Here is a 15,083-nt window from a genome sequence, read left to right on the forward strand (position 1 = left end):
GAAAAAGCCGCGTTCGTCGCGGCTTTTTGTTACCTACAATTCTTAACGCTTTATTTACAACGTCAATTTATAGTATAAGTAGCAATACGGTATAATGTGAGTTGAAAAGGATTTCGTTATTCATGAGATATACCCCGACACTAAAATTGAGCACTCGATTGGTCGCATTTGTTACTGTGATAGTGATCAGTGCGATGTTCATTCTTTTTATTGGTGGCACACTTTCCTTTAAGCGTATTGGACAGGAATATTTAGACCATTATTTGGTTGGTATTGTCGACGTTGTAGATAAAGAGATGGAAGATCCCGACGCCGCGTATTCAATGCAGCGCTGGATGCCTAAGATGTTACAGGCGAGCAATATTGTTGAGATGAAACTCTCGAACAAGACTGGCATCGTTTATCGTTTCAAAGATACCTCTCCACAAATTGATCCCAATCGTCTCTATGAGAAAAGCTTTATTTTAGAGCGCAATGAAGGGTATCGAATCGAATTTAAAGCACTCCCTCCTTATATTGGCTACAACTATTCAATGGAAGCGATGTGGTCAATTACTTTGGCTGTCGCATTAGTTCTATTCTGTCTTGCTCGTGGTGTTCGTTGGTTGAAGGAGCAACTCATGGGTTCTGAGATTTTGGAAGAGCGAGGAAGAATGATCTTGGCTGGGCAGGTTGAACCTCATGCAAAGGGAGATGAGCGTGAGTGGCCTTATACCGCAAGTGAAGCCTTGGATGTATTGATTGAAGAGTTACAAGATGCTCGTCAAGAACGAAGTCGCTTTGACACATTCATTCGTACCCACACCTTCCTAGATAAACTCACGGGAACCGCAAACCGAGTTTTATTCGATAATAAGCTAGAATCGGCACTGCATGAGAGTGGTGCTCGAGGTGGTGTGCTACTGATACGCATCGACGAATGGGAGCAAGTTCGTGATGCTAACGATAAGCAAATCACTGACGGCTTTATTATTGAAGTCGGTGAAGTACTATCGAATATCGTTCAGCGTTATCCTGATGTCATTTTTTCTCGTTATTATGAAGCGGACTTTGCTGTATTTATCCCTCATCAAGGAGCAAAAGATATTGCGACCTTGGCCGCTCAGTGCTTAAGACAGTTAGATAAGCTAACCCCTCCAGAGCCTTTGGAATCGGATAACTGGTGTCATATCGGTGTGACCATGTATACCGAAGGTGAGCGCCACAGTCAGATTATGGATGAAACGGAAACGGCATTAAAGAGTGCTCAGTTAGAGCGTATTAATAACTGGAGCCGTTACCCGAAACAGAATAAGAACGAGCTTGATAGAGGCAGTGTTCGTTGGAGAACATTACTTGATAAAGCGCTGATTCCTGAAAATTTAGTAATCTTTGCTCAGCGGTGTTATCTTATGCCGGAATCTGGTCAAGCCAATGAATTACATAGAGAAATATTCACTAGAATTCAGGACCCTGACAAAGGCTTATTGAAATCGTCTCGATTTATGCCTGCGGTTGAGCAAGTGGGTTATCAAGCTCAAATGGACCAATCGGTCCTAAGGGTTTTGTTGAAATCGCTGAAAGAATCAACTCAGCCTATCAACTACTCTGTGAACCTGAATGTGACTCCATTTGCTAATAAACAGCATTTTAAGTGGTTCAGAAGTGAGTTGTTACAGCTCTCTGCTCAACACCGTTCTCAGCTTGCTTTTGAGTTTCCCGAAGGGCACTTGATTGCTCATCTTGATTATATGAGACCGGTGGCAAAGATGCTGCGAGGTTTAGGGTGTAAAATTGTGGTTGGCCAAGCTGGACGAACCATTGTTAGCACTCACTATATAAAGGATTTGAAAGTTAATTATATTAAGCTTCATCGAAGCCTAATAAAGAAAATCGATCAAAGGCATGAGAACCAACTGTTTGTCCGAAGCTTAATTGGGGCTTGCGGTGATTCTCCAACTCAAGTGATTGCAGTTGGAGTCGAGACAAAACAAGAAAAGAATACCTTGATAGAGTTAGGCATTAACGGCTATCAAGGGAGATATTTCGACGAAGAACAACAAATTATTCCTTTACCTAATCAAGCTGAAAAGGCCGTGAAAGCGGAATCTGTTGTCAAAGTTGGAAGAAGAAATCGATGGCGTAAGAGTAGTAGTTAAGAATGAATTTTAAAGCGATTTTAGACAAGATAAAGCCAACGAATAATAAAGGTAGCTCACAAGTTGTTCTATTGGGCAATGATGCTATTTATATTTCATCGATAGATCAAGAACCTCAAGTAACCAGTATTCCAGTGGTTAATGGAGACTGGGAAAGTGCGTTAAAAAAATCGCTTAGCAGTGAGGCGTTTACCAGTAATAGCCTTCAGCTCATTGTCTGTGCGAACTACTACCAAACCTACCAAATTGATAAACCTGATATTCCAGAAAGTGAATGGTCGGTAGCACTGCCTTTTTTACTCAAAGATCTTGTTTCTGAAAGAGTCACTGAAATTACGGCGAGTGCGGTCGCGCTACCGACGTCGAACAAGCTGCAAGTGTATGTGTTGCCTAAAAAGCTGTTAGATAAGGTCCTAAAGGTTACCAACTCAGTTCAGGTAGAACTAAGTGGTGTGGTTCCAGAAGATGAAATTTGGGGTTACAGCGCTGGCGAACTGTCTAATTTCATTCTTTTACAACGTAGCACTAATTCACACTTTAAGCTTGGTGCGTTTGTTGAAAATACCGTTTGCTTTCAAAGAACAATTCGCAGCGTTGTTCCACCTTTAACAGGTGTTGCGTCAAGTGCTCTACAATTGGACGGCCTTGCTTTAGAGCTTCAACGTTCGATTGATTATCTTTCTTCTCAAATTAAAGGTACTCAACTTCACCAGCTGAAAATCTGTTGTGACGAAGAAGATGAAGCAGAGTTGCAAAGTACTTTAAATAGTACATTGAGCTCGACAGTTTCACTGTTGATTGAAGGAGAGCGTGATAATTCAGAGAGTTTGTTGGTTAAACTCGCCGCTGAAAAAAATGCTTTTAACGTCAATCTTTACCCTGAACATCTCAAGCCTAAAAAAGAATATTTTACGCTGACAAATGTTGTTGCGAGTTGGGGGGTAGTTTGTATTTTGCTGCTTGGCGGTTACTTTACGATGCAGTATCAAGTCTCTAATCTAGATAAAGAACTAACAGCCCTGCAACAAGACTCGAATCAACTTAACAAACAAGTTAACCAATTGAATAGTAAGTTAACTCAGCATAAACCGTCTCCAGAGAAAGTCGCAGCTGTTGCGCGTCTCAAACGTGAGACTGAGGCTAAAAAAGAGGCTTTGAAGGCTGTCGGACAATACGACGAATCCCAACAAGTCGGGTATTCTGGCGTCATGAATTCCTTAGCTAAATTAGGCCGAAATGACATCTCTCTTTCGCACATCTACATGACCCACGATACTTTAGACCTTAGTGGTTTGGCTCGTAACGCAAATGTCGTTCCTAACTGGATTGGTCAGTTCAAAAGTGAGCTTAATTTAGTTGGACGCGCTTTTGAAAAGCTAAAAATTGGTCGCAATGATCAAGATGTGGTGACGTTCGAGTTAAGTACTCGTCGGGAGAGTAAATAATGCAGCAGTGGAATCAGCTTAGCGATAAGTTTCTTGCATTAAGTCAAAGAGAAAAATGGCTACTTTTCGTGTGCGGTTTTGTGGGTTTATCCATGTTGCTGTTCACCTTATTAGTTGAGCCAGCGTATCTCGATCTACAAGCTAAAAATGCCAAGGCGACCAATCTGACTCAATCGAACCAAAGGCAGCAGGGGGAGTTACTTGTTCTGCAAGCTAAGTTAAACAAAGACCCAGACAAAGAAATTAATCGAGAGTACAAAAAGCTGCTGGTGGAGAGTCAAGATCTCTCACTGCAGCTTTCGCAGATTGTTGATGGGTTAATCACACCGTCTCAAATGTCGCAGTTATTGGAGAGCGTTCTTAACGCCGGTAATGGGCTAAAGCTTGAATCGCTAGAGTCGTTAAAACCAGAAGCGATTTCGAACAATAAAGAGACCAGTGAATATTCAGGCTACTTTCTTCACCCTGTAAGAATGGAGCTAACTGGCAGTTACTTTGATATATCAGCTTACCTTCAAGCTCTTGAGTCTCTGCCTGTGAGCTACTACTGGCGCACATTTGAATACTCAGTAGAAGAATACCCTAAAGCTCGACTGGTGTTCGAGGTTTACACACTTGGCACTAGACAGGAGTTTATCGGTGGTTAGAACTCTTTTGTTGTCTTTGCTGTTTAGCAGTTTCACGGTGTGGGCTGAGCAAGATCCAACGGCGCCATTAGGCTGGCTTTCGCCTCAACAGAAAACTACGCCTGCTAAGAAAGCACCAACTCGTTATCGCTTACCTTCTTTGGAAAGCATCGTGTGTAAAGGAGATACGCCTTGCTATGCGATTATGAATGGTCAGATTCTCGGACAAGGGGAAACGATCAGAGGGTACCGAGTTAAGAATATAGATCCAGAATACGTCACTCTGCAGAGAAGCTCTAAGCAGTGGAAATTAGAGATGTTCTCTTTAGATGTTAAGAAATAATTAAGGTTAGAGTGAAGACATGCGTAAACTTGTAGTAGCAATCCTAGTGTCATCTTTAGTCGGCTGTTCGATGGGGCATAGAGATCCTGTTGAGATTAAAGAGTCTTTAAACGAATCTATTAATGAAGCGAACAGCAGAGCGCTTCATGAGTTACCTTCATCGGTACAAGATGACCTTATGCCTCAGTTAAATTCTGACTCCATGTCTCCGGGTATGGAAACCGTTAAGCGTTTTCGTATTCAAGCAAAAGGCGTTGAAGCGAGGACTTTCTTTGCAAGCTTAGTGAAAGGTACTGAGTATAGTGCGGCTATTCACCCAAGTGTGTCTGGAAATCTCACCCTTAACCTAACAGATGTGACGTTAGATGAGGTATTGGCTGTTGCTCAAGATATGTATGGCTACGATATTGAAAAGCGTGGCAAAGTGATTCAAGTTTACCCTGCCGGCCTTCGCACTGTAACTATTCCTGTCGATTACTTACAAGTTAAGCGTTCAGGTCGTTCATTGACGACCATCACGACAGGCACGATCTCTAATTCAGATAACAGTTCATCGAGCTCTTCAAGTTCAGACTCTAACTCGTCAAACTCATCCAATTCATCTAACTCTTCGAACTCGACATCGAACGGTGGTACAGAGATTGAAACGACTTCTGAAAGTGATTTCTGGCCACAGCTTGAAGCGGCAGTCGCTCACTTAATTGGTTCCGGTGATGGACAAAGCGTTGTAGTTACCCCGCAAGCGAGTGTGATTACGGTACGTGCTTACCCTGACGAAATTCGTGAGGTTCGAGAGTTCCTGGGTATATCTCAAAAGCGTCTGCAACGCCAAGTTATCTTGGAAGCCAAAATCATGGAAGTCACCCTGAGTGACGGTTATCAGCAGGGCATTAATTGGACCAAGATGTTTTCGTCGAACGGTACAAATTACACAATAGGTATGGGCTCTATTGTTAAAGATGCAGCTGGTACTATCATCCCGGGAACACTGCCTGGGATGGACCCGATTGGTGCCGCTTTAGGCGGTCAATCCAATATTGTTGTTTCTGGTGGTAGCTTTGAAGCAGTATTAAGTTTCATGGATACACAGGGTGACTTGAACGTACTATCGAGCCCTCGCGTAACGGCTGCAAACAATCAAAAAGCAGTGATCAAGGTTGGTACAGACGAATACTACGTGACGGATTTATCAAGTGCGGTTGGCAGTGGTGACAACGCTAATGTGGCGCCTGAAGTTGAGTTAACGCCGTTTTTCTCTGGTATATCTTTGGATGTAACCCCTCAGATAGACGATGAAGGCAGTGTGTTCTTACATGTTCACCCAGCAGTTATCGAGGTAGATGAAGAGGTGAAAGAGCTTAACTTAGGTTCAACAACGGGTGTGGTTCAACTCCCTTTGGCGAAAAGCTCTATTCGTGAATCTGACTCCGTGATTCGAGCTCGAGACGGTGATGTGGTTGTTATTGGTGGTTTGATGAAATCTAACACTACTGATGTGACGTCGAAAGTCCCGTTCTTCGGTGATATCCCTGCATTAGGTCATTTATTCCGCAATACCAATCAGTTAACGCAAAAAACTGAGCTTGTGATCTTGCTTAAGCCAACGATCGTGGGTGTGAATACTTGGCAAAATGAGTTGGAGCGTTCACGTGATCTTCTTCAACAGTGGTTCCCTGATGAAGAGTAGTTGCTCACCTTTTCAATATAGAGTGGCTGTGTCTCACTAAGCTAGGTCGTCGTATGTATCAAGCTCATTTTGGTTTTGAACAGCTGCCATTTACCTTAACGCCGAATACAGATTTTTTTTATGGTTTAGCGCCTCATTTCGAAGCGATTCAAACGGTAATCTCGGCGTTGGAAATGGGGGAGGGCGTGATTAAGGTGACTGGAGAGGTTGGCACCGGTAAGACGATGGTTTGTCGGATGTTGGTCAATCACCTAGAAGACTGTACCGCATTAATTTACCTGCCAAATCCCGTGTTGTCCGGAGCTGATTTACGTCATGCTGTTGCAAAAGAGCTTGATTTAGCTGTTAAGAACGAAGCCACCCTGGTGGATAACATTCAACATAAGTTGATTGAACTACATAACTCAGGCTTAAGAGTGGTTGCGATTATTGATGAGGCGCAAGCTCTCTCTGACGAAGCGTTGGAGACATTGAGATTGTTCGGCAATCTGGAAACTGAAGATAAAAAGTTACTTCAGATAGTGTTGCTTGGGCAACCTGAATTAGACGCTCGGTTAGAGGCTTATCACCTAAGACAGTTTCGTCAAAGAATCACGTTTAGTTCAACACTGAGGCCACTAACTCTCGATGAAACGGTAGCGTATATTGATAATCGAATCGTTAAATCTGGTGGCAGCCCTGAGCTATTCAGCTTGAATCAAAAAAAGGCGATCTGTCGTTCGACGTTAGGTATCCCTAGATTGATAAACCAACTTTGCCATAAGGCTTTATTGCTTTCATTCAGTGAAGATAAGAAAAGTATCGATAACCAACATCTGTTTTCCGCTATGCATGAAACGTACGATGTGTGTAAGCCTAAATTTAAAACGCCAATACTGTGGGGTTGGAATTAATTATGAGCGTCATTAACAACGCCTTGTCTGAATTGGCAAAGAAAAAATCCGCGACTTCGATTGAAGCAGCAGTCGTGCCTAAAGTAAAAACACGTTCTCCATTGGTTTGGGTCGTTGCAGGTTTTACTTTGAGTTTAGCTATGGGAGGCTGGGCGATATCGCAAGGCCCTGTTGTTGAGCAATCAATATCAACTCGAGATTTACAGGTGCAAGTTTCTGTCGTTGATGATTCAAATGGCGTTCAGGAAGCTGCTCAACCAATCTCATCGCCAACTAAGAAATTGGTGATGCTAGACTCTGCGAACGTTTCAACAGAAAACACAGCGATTGTAAAAAGCACTCAAGCTAAGCCTGTTGTATCTAAGCCTATTGTATCTGGCTCGGTTGCAGCGTCTGTCCCAAAAGCGACAAAACAGCCAACACCAGCTAAGCCCCTAAGCGCTCCCAAAACGACTAAGACTGAAATACCCCAGCCGATTTACGTTGCTAGCTTAGCAAAAATAGAACCAGCCCCTACTTCTAATAATGAATCAGTAGTTTCTGGTGGTTCAGAAAGTAGCGGAATGATGATCGAACAGGTTGAGCTAACCCCTGAACAGTTATCTGTGAATGCACAAGGTAGAGCTCAGAAAGCGCTGGATGCGAATGATCTTACTGGTGCTCTGAAAGGCTACACTGAAGCTCTACGTTATACGCCGCGAAATGAAGATGTCCGTCAGAAACTTGCGATTCTCTACTTTGGTAAAGGTGATACTCGTAAAGCGTACGAGCTGTTTCAGTCAGGAATTAAGCTTAATATTAACAGCGAAAAGCTACGCTTGGGCCTATCTAAGCTTTTGGTTAAAGCAAACCAAGCAGAAGCGGCTTTAAGTCCATTAATACATTTACCGCCGAACCCTACGCAAGATTATCTAGCTATGCGTGCAGCATTGAGTCAAAAGTCTCAGCAAGAAGAAGTGGCATTGGAAAGTTACCAAAAGTTGGTTGAGATTGATTCAGATAATGCTCGCTGGTGGTTAGGCTTAGCGATCCAGCAAGAACGTCAGCTCGATTTCGTAGCAGCTAAAGCGTCATACCAAGGTGCGTTAACTAGGGTAGGTATCTCATCTCAATCACAAAGCTTTGTGCGTGACCGGTTAAAAATACTCAATGCTTTAGAGGAGAGCGGCGATGCAAATTAGATTAAGAAAAAGACTTGGTGATTTGCTTGTCGAAGAGGGCATTATCACTGAGGCTCAAGTTGAGCAAGCACTGGCTGCTCAGAAAAGTACCGGTCGTAAGCTGGGTGATGCACTGATTGAACTTGGCTTCTTGTCAGAGCAACAGATGTTGAGCTTCTTGTCGCAGCAGTTAGCGATTCCTCTTATTGATCTAAGCCGAGCTGTTGTCGATGTCGAAGCGGTACAGCTTTTACCGGAAGTACATGCGCGTCGTCTTCGTGCATTAGTTATTGGACGCCAAGGTGACACTTTGCGTGTCGCAATGAGTGATCCTGCTGACTTATTTGCACAAGAGTCTTTACTTGGCCAGCTCGGTGATTACGCGCTTGAATTCGTTGTTGCTCAAGAGAGGCAATTGGTTGATGGCTTCGATCGCTATTACCGAAGAACCAAAGAGATCGCCTCGTTTGCTGAGCAGCTTCACGCTGAACACCAAGTTAATGACGCGTTTGATTTCGATATCGCTGAAGAAGACAGTGACGAAGTTACAGTAGTAAAGCTAATTAACTCGCTATTTGAAGATGCCATCCAAGTTGGCGCTTCTGATATTCATATTGAACCTGACTCGAATGTTTTGCGCCTTCGCCAGCGTATTGATGGTGTGCTGCATGAAACACTGCTGAATGAAGTCAATATTGCTTCTGCACTTGTACTTCGCTTAAAGCTGATGGCAAACCTCGATATCTCAGAGAAACGTCTTCCTCAAGATGGTCGCTTTAATATCCGAGCTAAAGGGCAGTCGGTTGATATTCGTATGTCGACCATGCCGGTTCAGCACGGTGAATCCGTGGTTATGCGTCTTCTTAACCAATCAGCAGGACTGCGTAAACTAGAAGAATCGGGAATACCGGGTGATTTGTTGGTTCGTCTACGCCAACAACTACGCCGTCCACATGGCATGATCTTGGTTACTGGCCCAACTGGTTCAGGTAAAACAACAACCTTATACGGTGCGTTAAGTGAGCTAAACGAGCCGGGTAAAAAGATCATTACTGCGGAAGACCCAGTAGAGTACCGTCTTCCTCGTGTGAACCAAGTTCAGGTAAACCCTAAGATCAACCTCGATTTCTCGACTGTTTTGAGAACCTTCTTACGTCAGGATCCCGATATCATTCTTATTGGTGAGATGCGTGACCACGAAACCGTCGAGATTGGTTTGAGAGCCGCTCTGACCGGTCACTTAGTATTAAGTACATTGCATACCAATGATGCAGTAGATAGTGCGTTACGTATGATGGATATGGGGGCTCCAGGCTATCTGGTGGCGAGTGCGGTTCGAGCTGTCGTTGCACAACGATTAGTTCGTAAGGTGTGTACCGATTGTAAGATTGAGGATGAGTTGGATGAACCTCGCAAGCAGTGGTTGAGCGTCCGCTTCCCAAATCAAGTGGGTGTACCGTTTATGAAAGGCCGTGGTTGCCAAAACTGTAATTTAACCGGCTACCGCGGGCGAATTGGTGTATTTGAAATGTTGGAACTAGAGCAAAACATGATGGATGCACTAAGAGCGAATGATGCGGTTGGTTTTGCTCAAACGGCTAGACAGTCCGGAAACTACAAACCGCTACTGGCTTCTGCGATGGAACTGGCTTTGCAAGGTGTTGTGAGTCTCGATGAGATAATGCACCTTGGTGAAGGTGATGCTTCCGGTGCCACTGACCCAATTTATCTGTAGGGGTAGAGTGATATGCCAACGTATCGTTATGTAGGTCGTAGTTCTGATGGTAGCCAAGTAAGTGGGCAATTAGACGCGAATAACGAAGACCTTGCTGCTGAAAGTTTGATGAGTAAGGGGATAATCCCAACCTCGATTAAGCTTGGGAAAAGTGGCGGTTCCGTATTGGATATGGATGTTTCTGCTCTATTCTCACCGAGTGTGCCACTTGAGGTCTTGGTGCTGTTCTGCCGTCAGTTATATAGCTTAACTAAAGCGGGCGTTCCACTGCTGAGGTCGATGAAAGGCCTGACTCAAAACTGCGAAAATAAGCAGTTGAAGGCCGCGCTCGAAGAGGTTGTTGCAGAGTTAACCAATGGTCGTGGGCTAGCGGCATCAATGCAGATGCACCCAAAGGTATTCAGTCCGTTGTTTGTTTCGATGATTGGGGTTGGTGAAAACACCGGTCGTCTAGATCAGGCTCTGCTGCAATTAGCTGGATATTACGAACAGGAAGTTGAGACTCGCAAGCGAATCAAGACCGCGATGCGATACCCAACATTTGTGATCAGCTTTATTTTGATTGCGATGTTCATTCTGAACATCAAGGTGATTCCTCAGTTCTCTAGTATGTTTGCGCGCTTTGGCGTCGATTTGCCGCTACCTACACGTATATTAATTGGCATGTCGGAGTTCTTTGTTAATTACTGGGGCTTAATGCTTGGCGTGATCTTTGGTCTTATTTTTGCTTTTAAAGCCTGGGTTAAGACAGACAAAGGCTTGGAAAAGTGGGATAGATTGCGCTTAAAGATGCCTGTGATTGGCGGGGTAGTGAATCGAGCACTACTGTCACGTTTTTCACGTACTTTTGCTTTGATGCTAAAAGCCGGTGTACCGCTTAACCAATCGTTAGCCTTATCGGCGGAAGCCTTAGATAACCGTTTTCTAGAGTTGCGAGTTCAAGCGATGAAGTCGGCCATTGAAGCGGGTAGTACGGTCTCATCGACCGCGATTAACAGCGAAATTTTCACACCGCTCGTGATACAAATGATTTCAGTCGGTGAAGAGACCGGTCGTATTGATGAGCTATTACTTGAAGTGGCTGATTTTTATGATCGCGAGGTCGATTACGATCTGAAAACCTTAACTGCCAGAATTGAACCAATTTTGCTGACCATCGTTGCGGGAATGGTGTTGATTCTTGCTCTTGGTATTTTCTTGCCGATGTGGGGAATGTTGGATGCAATCAAAGGCTAGGGAATGCTAAATAACCTACAACGCTCACGTTTTGTTATTTGGACTGTGGTTATTCTTTTTCTTATTATCGGAGTGCTTTCGGCATTCAAAACGGTAGAAGAGGAAGCGACTAACACGGCATTTATTGTCGCGAGCAAACGGATTTTAGAGCAAGCCAATTTGTTCAAACAGCAGTATTTGTTATCGGGTGTTGGGCTAGAAGGAGGCACGGACCCCCTAAATAGCTACAGCAGAACCGGGTGGGTAATGCCTATCCAAGGTTCGGAGCGAAACTGTAACTATTGGCTGGATCAATTATATCCCCAAGGGAGCATTTTAGGGCTAAGTTCTCCAAGTGTTGAAGATAAAAGCAATAACAAACAGTTTCATTGTGCTTATCATTATAGTGATAAGTATCAAATAGATATATTGCTCGAAAAAGAGCGATTTAGTGTGAAAGCCAATATTTTGGCTTTGTGAAAATATTGACAGTTTTTTTGTGGTTTTATACGAGCGCAAATGTATAATGCGCGTTAATAATTAGATGAGTAGGTAGAAAATGCTTAAGAATCAAAAGGGTTTCTCCCTTGTCGAATTAGTCATAGTGATCGTGGTCGTTGGTTTATTGGCGGTAGCTGCTTTACCTCGTTTCTTAGATGTGACGGATGAAGCCAAGAAATCAAGTATTGAAGGTGTGGCTGGTGGCTTTGCGACGGCAGTTTTGTCGGCGAGAGCGCAATGGGAAGCAGAAGCAAGGCCTTCAGAGAAGATAGGTGTTGAAACATACAATACTGTAAACTATGATGGTGTTGATTTTTGGTTAACAAGATCAAAGAACAGTAACAATATTGAGACTGATTTTCGTGATGGTTACCCTTGGACTCTGAATAACGACTCAAGTACAGCGCCACAAGATATTTCAGATCAAACCTGTTCCGAGTTGATGGAAAACTTGCTGCAAAATCCACCTAAAGTCGGTGCGGTTTCAGATGTTGCTAGTGACTCAAATTACAAATATTCAGCGCAAGCAAATTCAGGTGATGCAACGTGTACTTACATTCAATTAGAAGGTAATACTGAACACCAATTTGTTTACGAAATTAAAACTGGTCGTGTGACCGTAACTTTGCAGTAAGTCTGCGTAAAATTAAACATAGAGAGAGCTTAACTATGAAAAGACAAGGCGGTTTCACCCTAATCGAACTAGTGGTTGTAATTGTTATTCTAGGTATTCTTGCTGTAACTGCGGCACCACGTTTCCTAAACCTACAAGATGATGCGAAACGAGCTTCAGCAGAGGGCCTTAAGGGAGCAATGGCTGGAGCTTCGGGCATTACTTATGGTAAGGCGGCTATTGCTGGAGAAGAAGGAACTGCGGGTCCTAATGCAATTTCAGTTGGTCAAAGTACTATCAATGTGGTTTGGGGTTACCCTGAAGGTACATCTGCAGCATTAACCGCAATCGTATCTGGCTTGACAGATGATTGGACAGAAGTAACAGGTCAACCTGCTGGTACAGTCGCCTACGGTTTTGCAAATGACGCTACTACTTGTCATGTTACTTATCAACAAGCCCAGTCTGAGGGAGATGAACCTTCAATTGACTTGGTAGCTTGTGAGTAATTATTTTAAATCATTTAAAAGGCCAGCTCCCGCTGGCCTTTTTTCTATCCAAAGCTCACAAATATTAAAACTATTCATATAGATAAGATCACGATATTCGTAATCTTGTATAATCAGTATTCGCTAGGCAGTTAGAGGCTCATTATGGATAGTAGTCCAATATCCAAAGGCTTTACTCTGGTAGAGCTAATCATCGTTATCATTATCATCGCTATCGTATCTATTACGGCTGTGTCACGTATGTCCGGTCGGAGTAGCTTTGAACTATTCGCTTTGCAAGATCAAGCGATCTCAGTTGTGAGGCAAGTTCAAGTTAATCGCATGCAATCAAATATTGATTCGTCCTCAAGTCTAGACCAAGACAATTTTCGCCTTTTCGCAAGCAGCAGCTGCTTAGGCTCTCCTAATGCGTGTTCCTCAGAAGAAAACACAGATCCAAGAAGCGATCGTGTGACGGGTGACGGATACCTATTCCAATTCCAGCCAAGCCTCATTGATAATATTCTTGAATTTGATCTCGTTGGTAATCCTTTGTCCACTGCTTCCTCCGGAGTAGGTATCTCAATCAGTGAACAAGGAAACCCTAGTAACCGTGTGTGGGTATGTATTAATGAGCAAGGGTTCGTTTCAGCTGAGATAGGAGGTTGTTAAGAATGACTACCCGCGGCAAAGGGTTCACTTTAATTGAGTCAGTGATTGTAATCATCTTACTGGGATTTGCGGCGCTTACACTGTCCTCATTTTTGGCACCGCAGTCTGCTCAATCCAGTGATGCCAATTACTACAACAGAGCCTCAGCGTTAGGCGGTAGTGTGATGTCTAGATTGCTTGCTCAAAGCTATACGGATATTGATACGTTTGATGGTGAAACGGATCTAAGCAACTTAATTAAAGACGCTTCCACTTACACCAATTTTCAAATAGAGGTCTCTATAGAACCAGTATCAGGTGCAAGTAGCAGTCTGAAATCTGTTATTGTCGATGTTACAGCGAGTTCGCAACCAACAGTGACCTTTAATGCTTTTAAGGGGAACTATTGATGCGAGTGAAAGGCTTTACACTGATCGAACTTATTTTAGCTATTATCGTATCTAGTATTTTGCTACTTGGTTTAGCTAATTTTACCGAAGTGGGGGTAAAAGGTTATTTTGGTACGGTAGAGCGCTATCGTTTACAAACTGAAGCCAATTTTGTTATTGAAAAAATATCGCGCGAGATGAGACATGCTGTGCCTAATTTATTCCCTTCAGCAGTATCCAGCGGTTGTGTATCTTTCTATCCGATTGTAGATTCAGGCTTCTATGTTGTTTCTGGGGCAGATGTCAATTTTTTAGTAAGCGATTCACATAGCGATGTTCAATCACTACAAAGTTTATCAATGGTCATCAACCCAACGCGCTCTTACGAAGAAATTAGTAATATCGATAATGTATTCCCATTAACTAATATCAGCCAAGCTACTGGCGCTGGTGTGTCGGGAGCTGCGTTCACTTTAGCTGGCCAAGCTAGCGAGTTGGTGGGAGGCTCTGTGAGTAATAGGCATTATATTTTTGATGATGATAACCCCGTTGAATACTGCCTTTCTGGTGATAAATTTTTAACAAGAGCTAATGGTGGAGCGCCTGTTATCATTAGTGATAAATTAGATATTGATCAAAGCTCTCTTCAATATCTTCCCGCTACAGTGCAGCAAAACGGAATTGTCGATCTAACCCTTACATTTAATGTTAATGGTGAAACCACGACCTTTGAACAAGAAGTGCAGGTGCTCAATGTCCCGTAATTATCAACAGCGTGGTAGCGCACTTATCATAGTTATCTTTGTCATCGTTATTGTTGGGTTTCTCGCGACAAGTTTAACGCGCACCAGTTGGTCAACTCACGACACTAATACTCGTTCAGTGATGGGTACTCAGGCATGGCTGTTGAGTCATTCAGTTAACGAGTATGTGATGACTCAGTTCTATCCAGATCCTGACCCTGCCGCGTCTTCTGCTGTGTCAGCTTTGTGCGCAACACCAATGCCTGTCGATATTAGTAATTTTGCTGAGAGTTTAGTTGAAAGTGCGACAGTCTCTTGCGAGCTACACCGCTTAGAGTGTGAGAGTCGTGGTAGATTAAATGATATGAATTTTTATGTTTTGGAATCTTCAGTAATTTGCGGAACAGGGGTTAATCGGGCTCAACGCAATCAACAAGTTTGGGTGAGGGAGTGATT

The 15,083-nt window shown here is 43.4% G+C and carries 16 protein-coding genes; all 16 read left to right on the forward strand.

Annotation, left to right across the window (positions count from 1 at the left end; genetic code table 11):
* Nucleotides 1-122 precede the first annotated feature (122 nt).
* The 16 genes from csrD to OCV56_RS01730 all read left to right on the forward strand — a co-directional run bounded on the left by csrD (nt 123) and on the right by OCV56_RS01730 (nt 15,081).
* A complete protein-coding gene (gene csrD / locus OCV56_RS01655; protein ID WP_086713484.1) occupies nt 123-2,138 on the forward strand; it encodes an RNase E specificity factor CsrD in 2,016 nt (671 codons plus the stop codon).
* Between the two features lie 2 nt (nt 2,139-2,140).
* On the forward strand, nt 2,141-3,583 hold the full coding sequence (locus OCV56_RS01660) for an MSHA biogenesis protein MshI (RefSeq protein WP_086713483.1): 1,443 nt from the start codon (nt 2,141-2,143) through the stop codon (nt 3,581-3,583).
* Complete coding sequence (pilO, locus tag OCV56_RS01665) at nt 3,583-4,230, forward strand: type 4a pilus biogenesis protein PilO (RefSeq protein WP_086713482.1); 648 nt, start codon at nt 3,583-3,585, stop codon at nt 4,228-4,230. The genes OCV56_RS01660 and pilO overlap by 1 nt, the downstream gene beginning before the upstream one ends.
* Nucleotides 4,223-4,552, forward strand: a complete 330-nt coding sequence (locus OCV56_RS01670; RefSeq protein ID WP_086713481.1) for an MSHA biogenesis protein MshK — start codon at nt 4,223-4,225, stop codon at nt 4,550-4,552. The genes pilO and OCV56_RS01670 overlap by 8 nt, the downstream gene beginning before the upstream one ends.
* 19 nt (nt 4,553-4,571) lie before the next feature.
* The gene (gene mshL / locus OCV56_RS01675) at nt 4,572-6,239 is read left to right on the forward strand and encodes a pilus (MSHA type) biogenesis protein MshL (RefSeq protein ID WP_086713480.1); all 1,668 of its coding nucleotides are present in this window, start codon (nt 4,572-4,574) and stop codon (nt 6,237-6,239) included.
* A gap of 53 nt (nt 6,240-6,292) precedes the next feature.
* Complete coding sequence (locus OCV56_RS01680; protein WP_086713479.1) at nt 6,293-7,132, forward strand: ExeA family protein; 840 nt, start codon at nt 6,293-6,295, stop codon at nt 7,130-7,132.
* A gap of 2 nt (nt 7,133-7,134) precedes the next feature.
* Nucleotides 7,135-8,313 carry a tetratricopeptide repeat protein gene (locus OCV56_RS01685; RefSeq protein WP_086713478.1) on the forward strand — a complete coding sequence of 393 codons (1,179 nt, stop codon included), beginning with the start codon at nt 7,135-7,137 and terminating at the stop codon, nt 8,311-8,313.
* Complete coding sequence (locus OCV56_RS01690; protein ID WP_086713477.1) at nt 8,303-10,027, forward strand: GspE/PulE family protein; 1,725 nt, start codon at nt 8,303-8,305, stop codon at nt 10,025-10,027. The genes OCV56_RS01685 and OCV56_RS01690 overlap by 11 nt, the downstream gene beginning before the upstream one ends.
* Before the next feature lie 12 nt (nt 10,028-10,039).
* Nucleotides 10,040-11,263, forward strand: a complete 1,224-nt coding sequence (locus tag OCV56_RS01695) for a type II secretion system F family protein (RefSeq protein ID WP_086713476.1) — start codon at nt 10,040-10,042, stop codon at nt 11,261-11,263.
* A gap of 3 nt (nt 11,264-11,266) precedes the next feature.
* Complete coding sequence (locus OCV56_RS01700; protein ID WP_086713475.1) at nt 11,267-11,722, forward strand: MSHA biogenesis protein MshF; 456 nt, start codon at nt 11,267-11,269, stop codon at nt 11,720-11,722.
* A 79-nt stretch (nt 11,723-11,801) separates the two neighbouring features.
* Entirely contained in the window at nt 11,802-12,377 is a 576-nt protein-coding gene (locus OCV56_RS01705; RefSeq protein WP_086713474.1) for a prepilin-type N-terminal cleavage/methylation domain-containing protein, read from the forward strand.
* Between the two features lie 35 nt (nt 12,378-12,412).
* The gene (locus OCV56_RS01710; RefSeq protein WP_086713473.1) at nt 12,413-12,865 is read left to right on the forward strand and encodes a type II secretion system protein; all 453 of its coding nucleotides are present in this window, start codon (nt 12,413-12,415) and stop codon (nt 12,863-12,865) included.
* Between the two features lie 144 nt (nt 12,866-13,009).
* Nucleotides 13,010-13,516 carry a prepilin-type N-terminal cleavage/methylation domain-containing protein gene (locus tag OCV56_RS01715; protein WP_086713472.1) on the forward strand — a complete coding sequence of 169 codons (507 nt, stop codon included), beginning with the start codon at nt 13,010-13,012 and terminating at the stop codon, nt 13,514-13,516.
* A gap of 2 nt (nt 13,517-13,518) precedes the next feature.
* Nucleotides 13,519-13,905, forward strand: coding sequence for a type IV pilus modification PilV family protein (locus tag OCV56_RS01720; protein WP_086713471.1), 387 nt, complete (start codon nt 13,519-13,521; stop codon nt 13,903-13,905).
* A complete protein-coding gene (locus OCV56_RS01725) occupies nt 13,905-14,648 on the forward strand; it encodes a PilW family protein (RefSeq protein WP_086713470.1) in 744 nt (247 codons plus the stop codon). The genes OCV56_RS01720 and OCV56_RS01725 overlap by 1 nt, the downstream gene beginning before the upstream one ends.
* The gene (locus tag OCV56_RS01730) at nt 14,638-15,081 is read left to right on the forward strand and encodes a hypothetical protein (RefSeq protein ID WP_050651977.1); all 444 of its coding nucleotides are present in this window, start codon (nt 14,638-14,640) and stop codon (nt 15,079-15,081) included. Before OCV56_RS01725 ends, OCV56_RS01730 begins: the two co-directional genes overlap by 11 nt.
* Nucleotides 15,082-15,083 lie beyond the last annotated feature (2 nt).

Source organism: Vibrio gigantis, assembly GCF_024347515.1.
GTDB lineage: Bacteria > Pseudomonadota > Gammaproteobacteria > Enterobacterales > Vibrionaceae > Vibrio > Vibrio gigantis.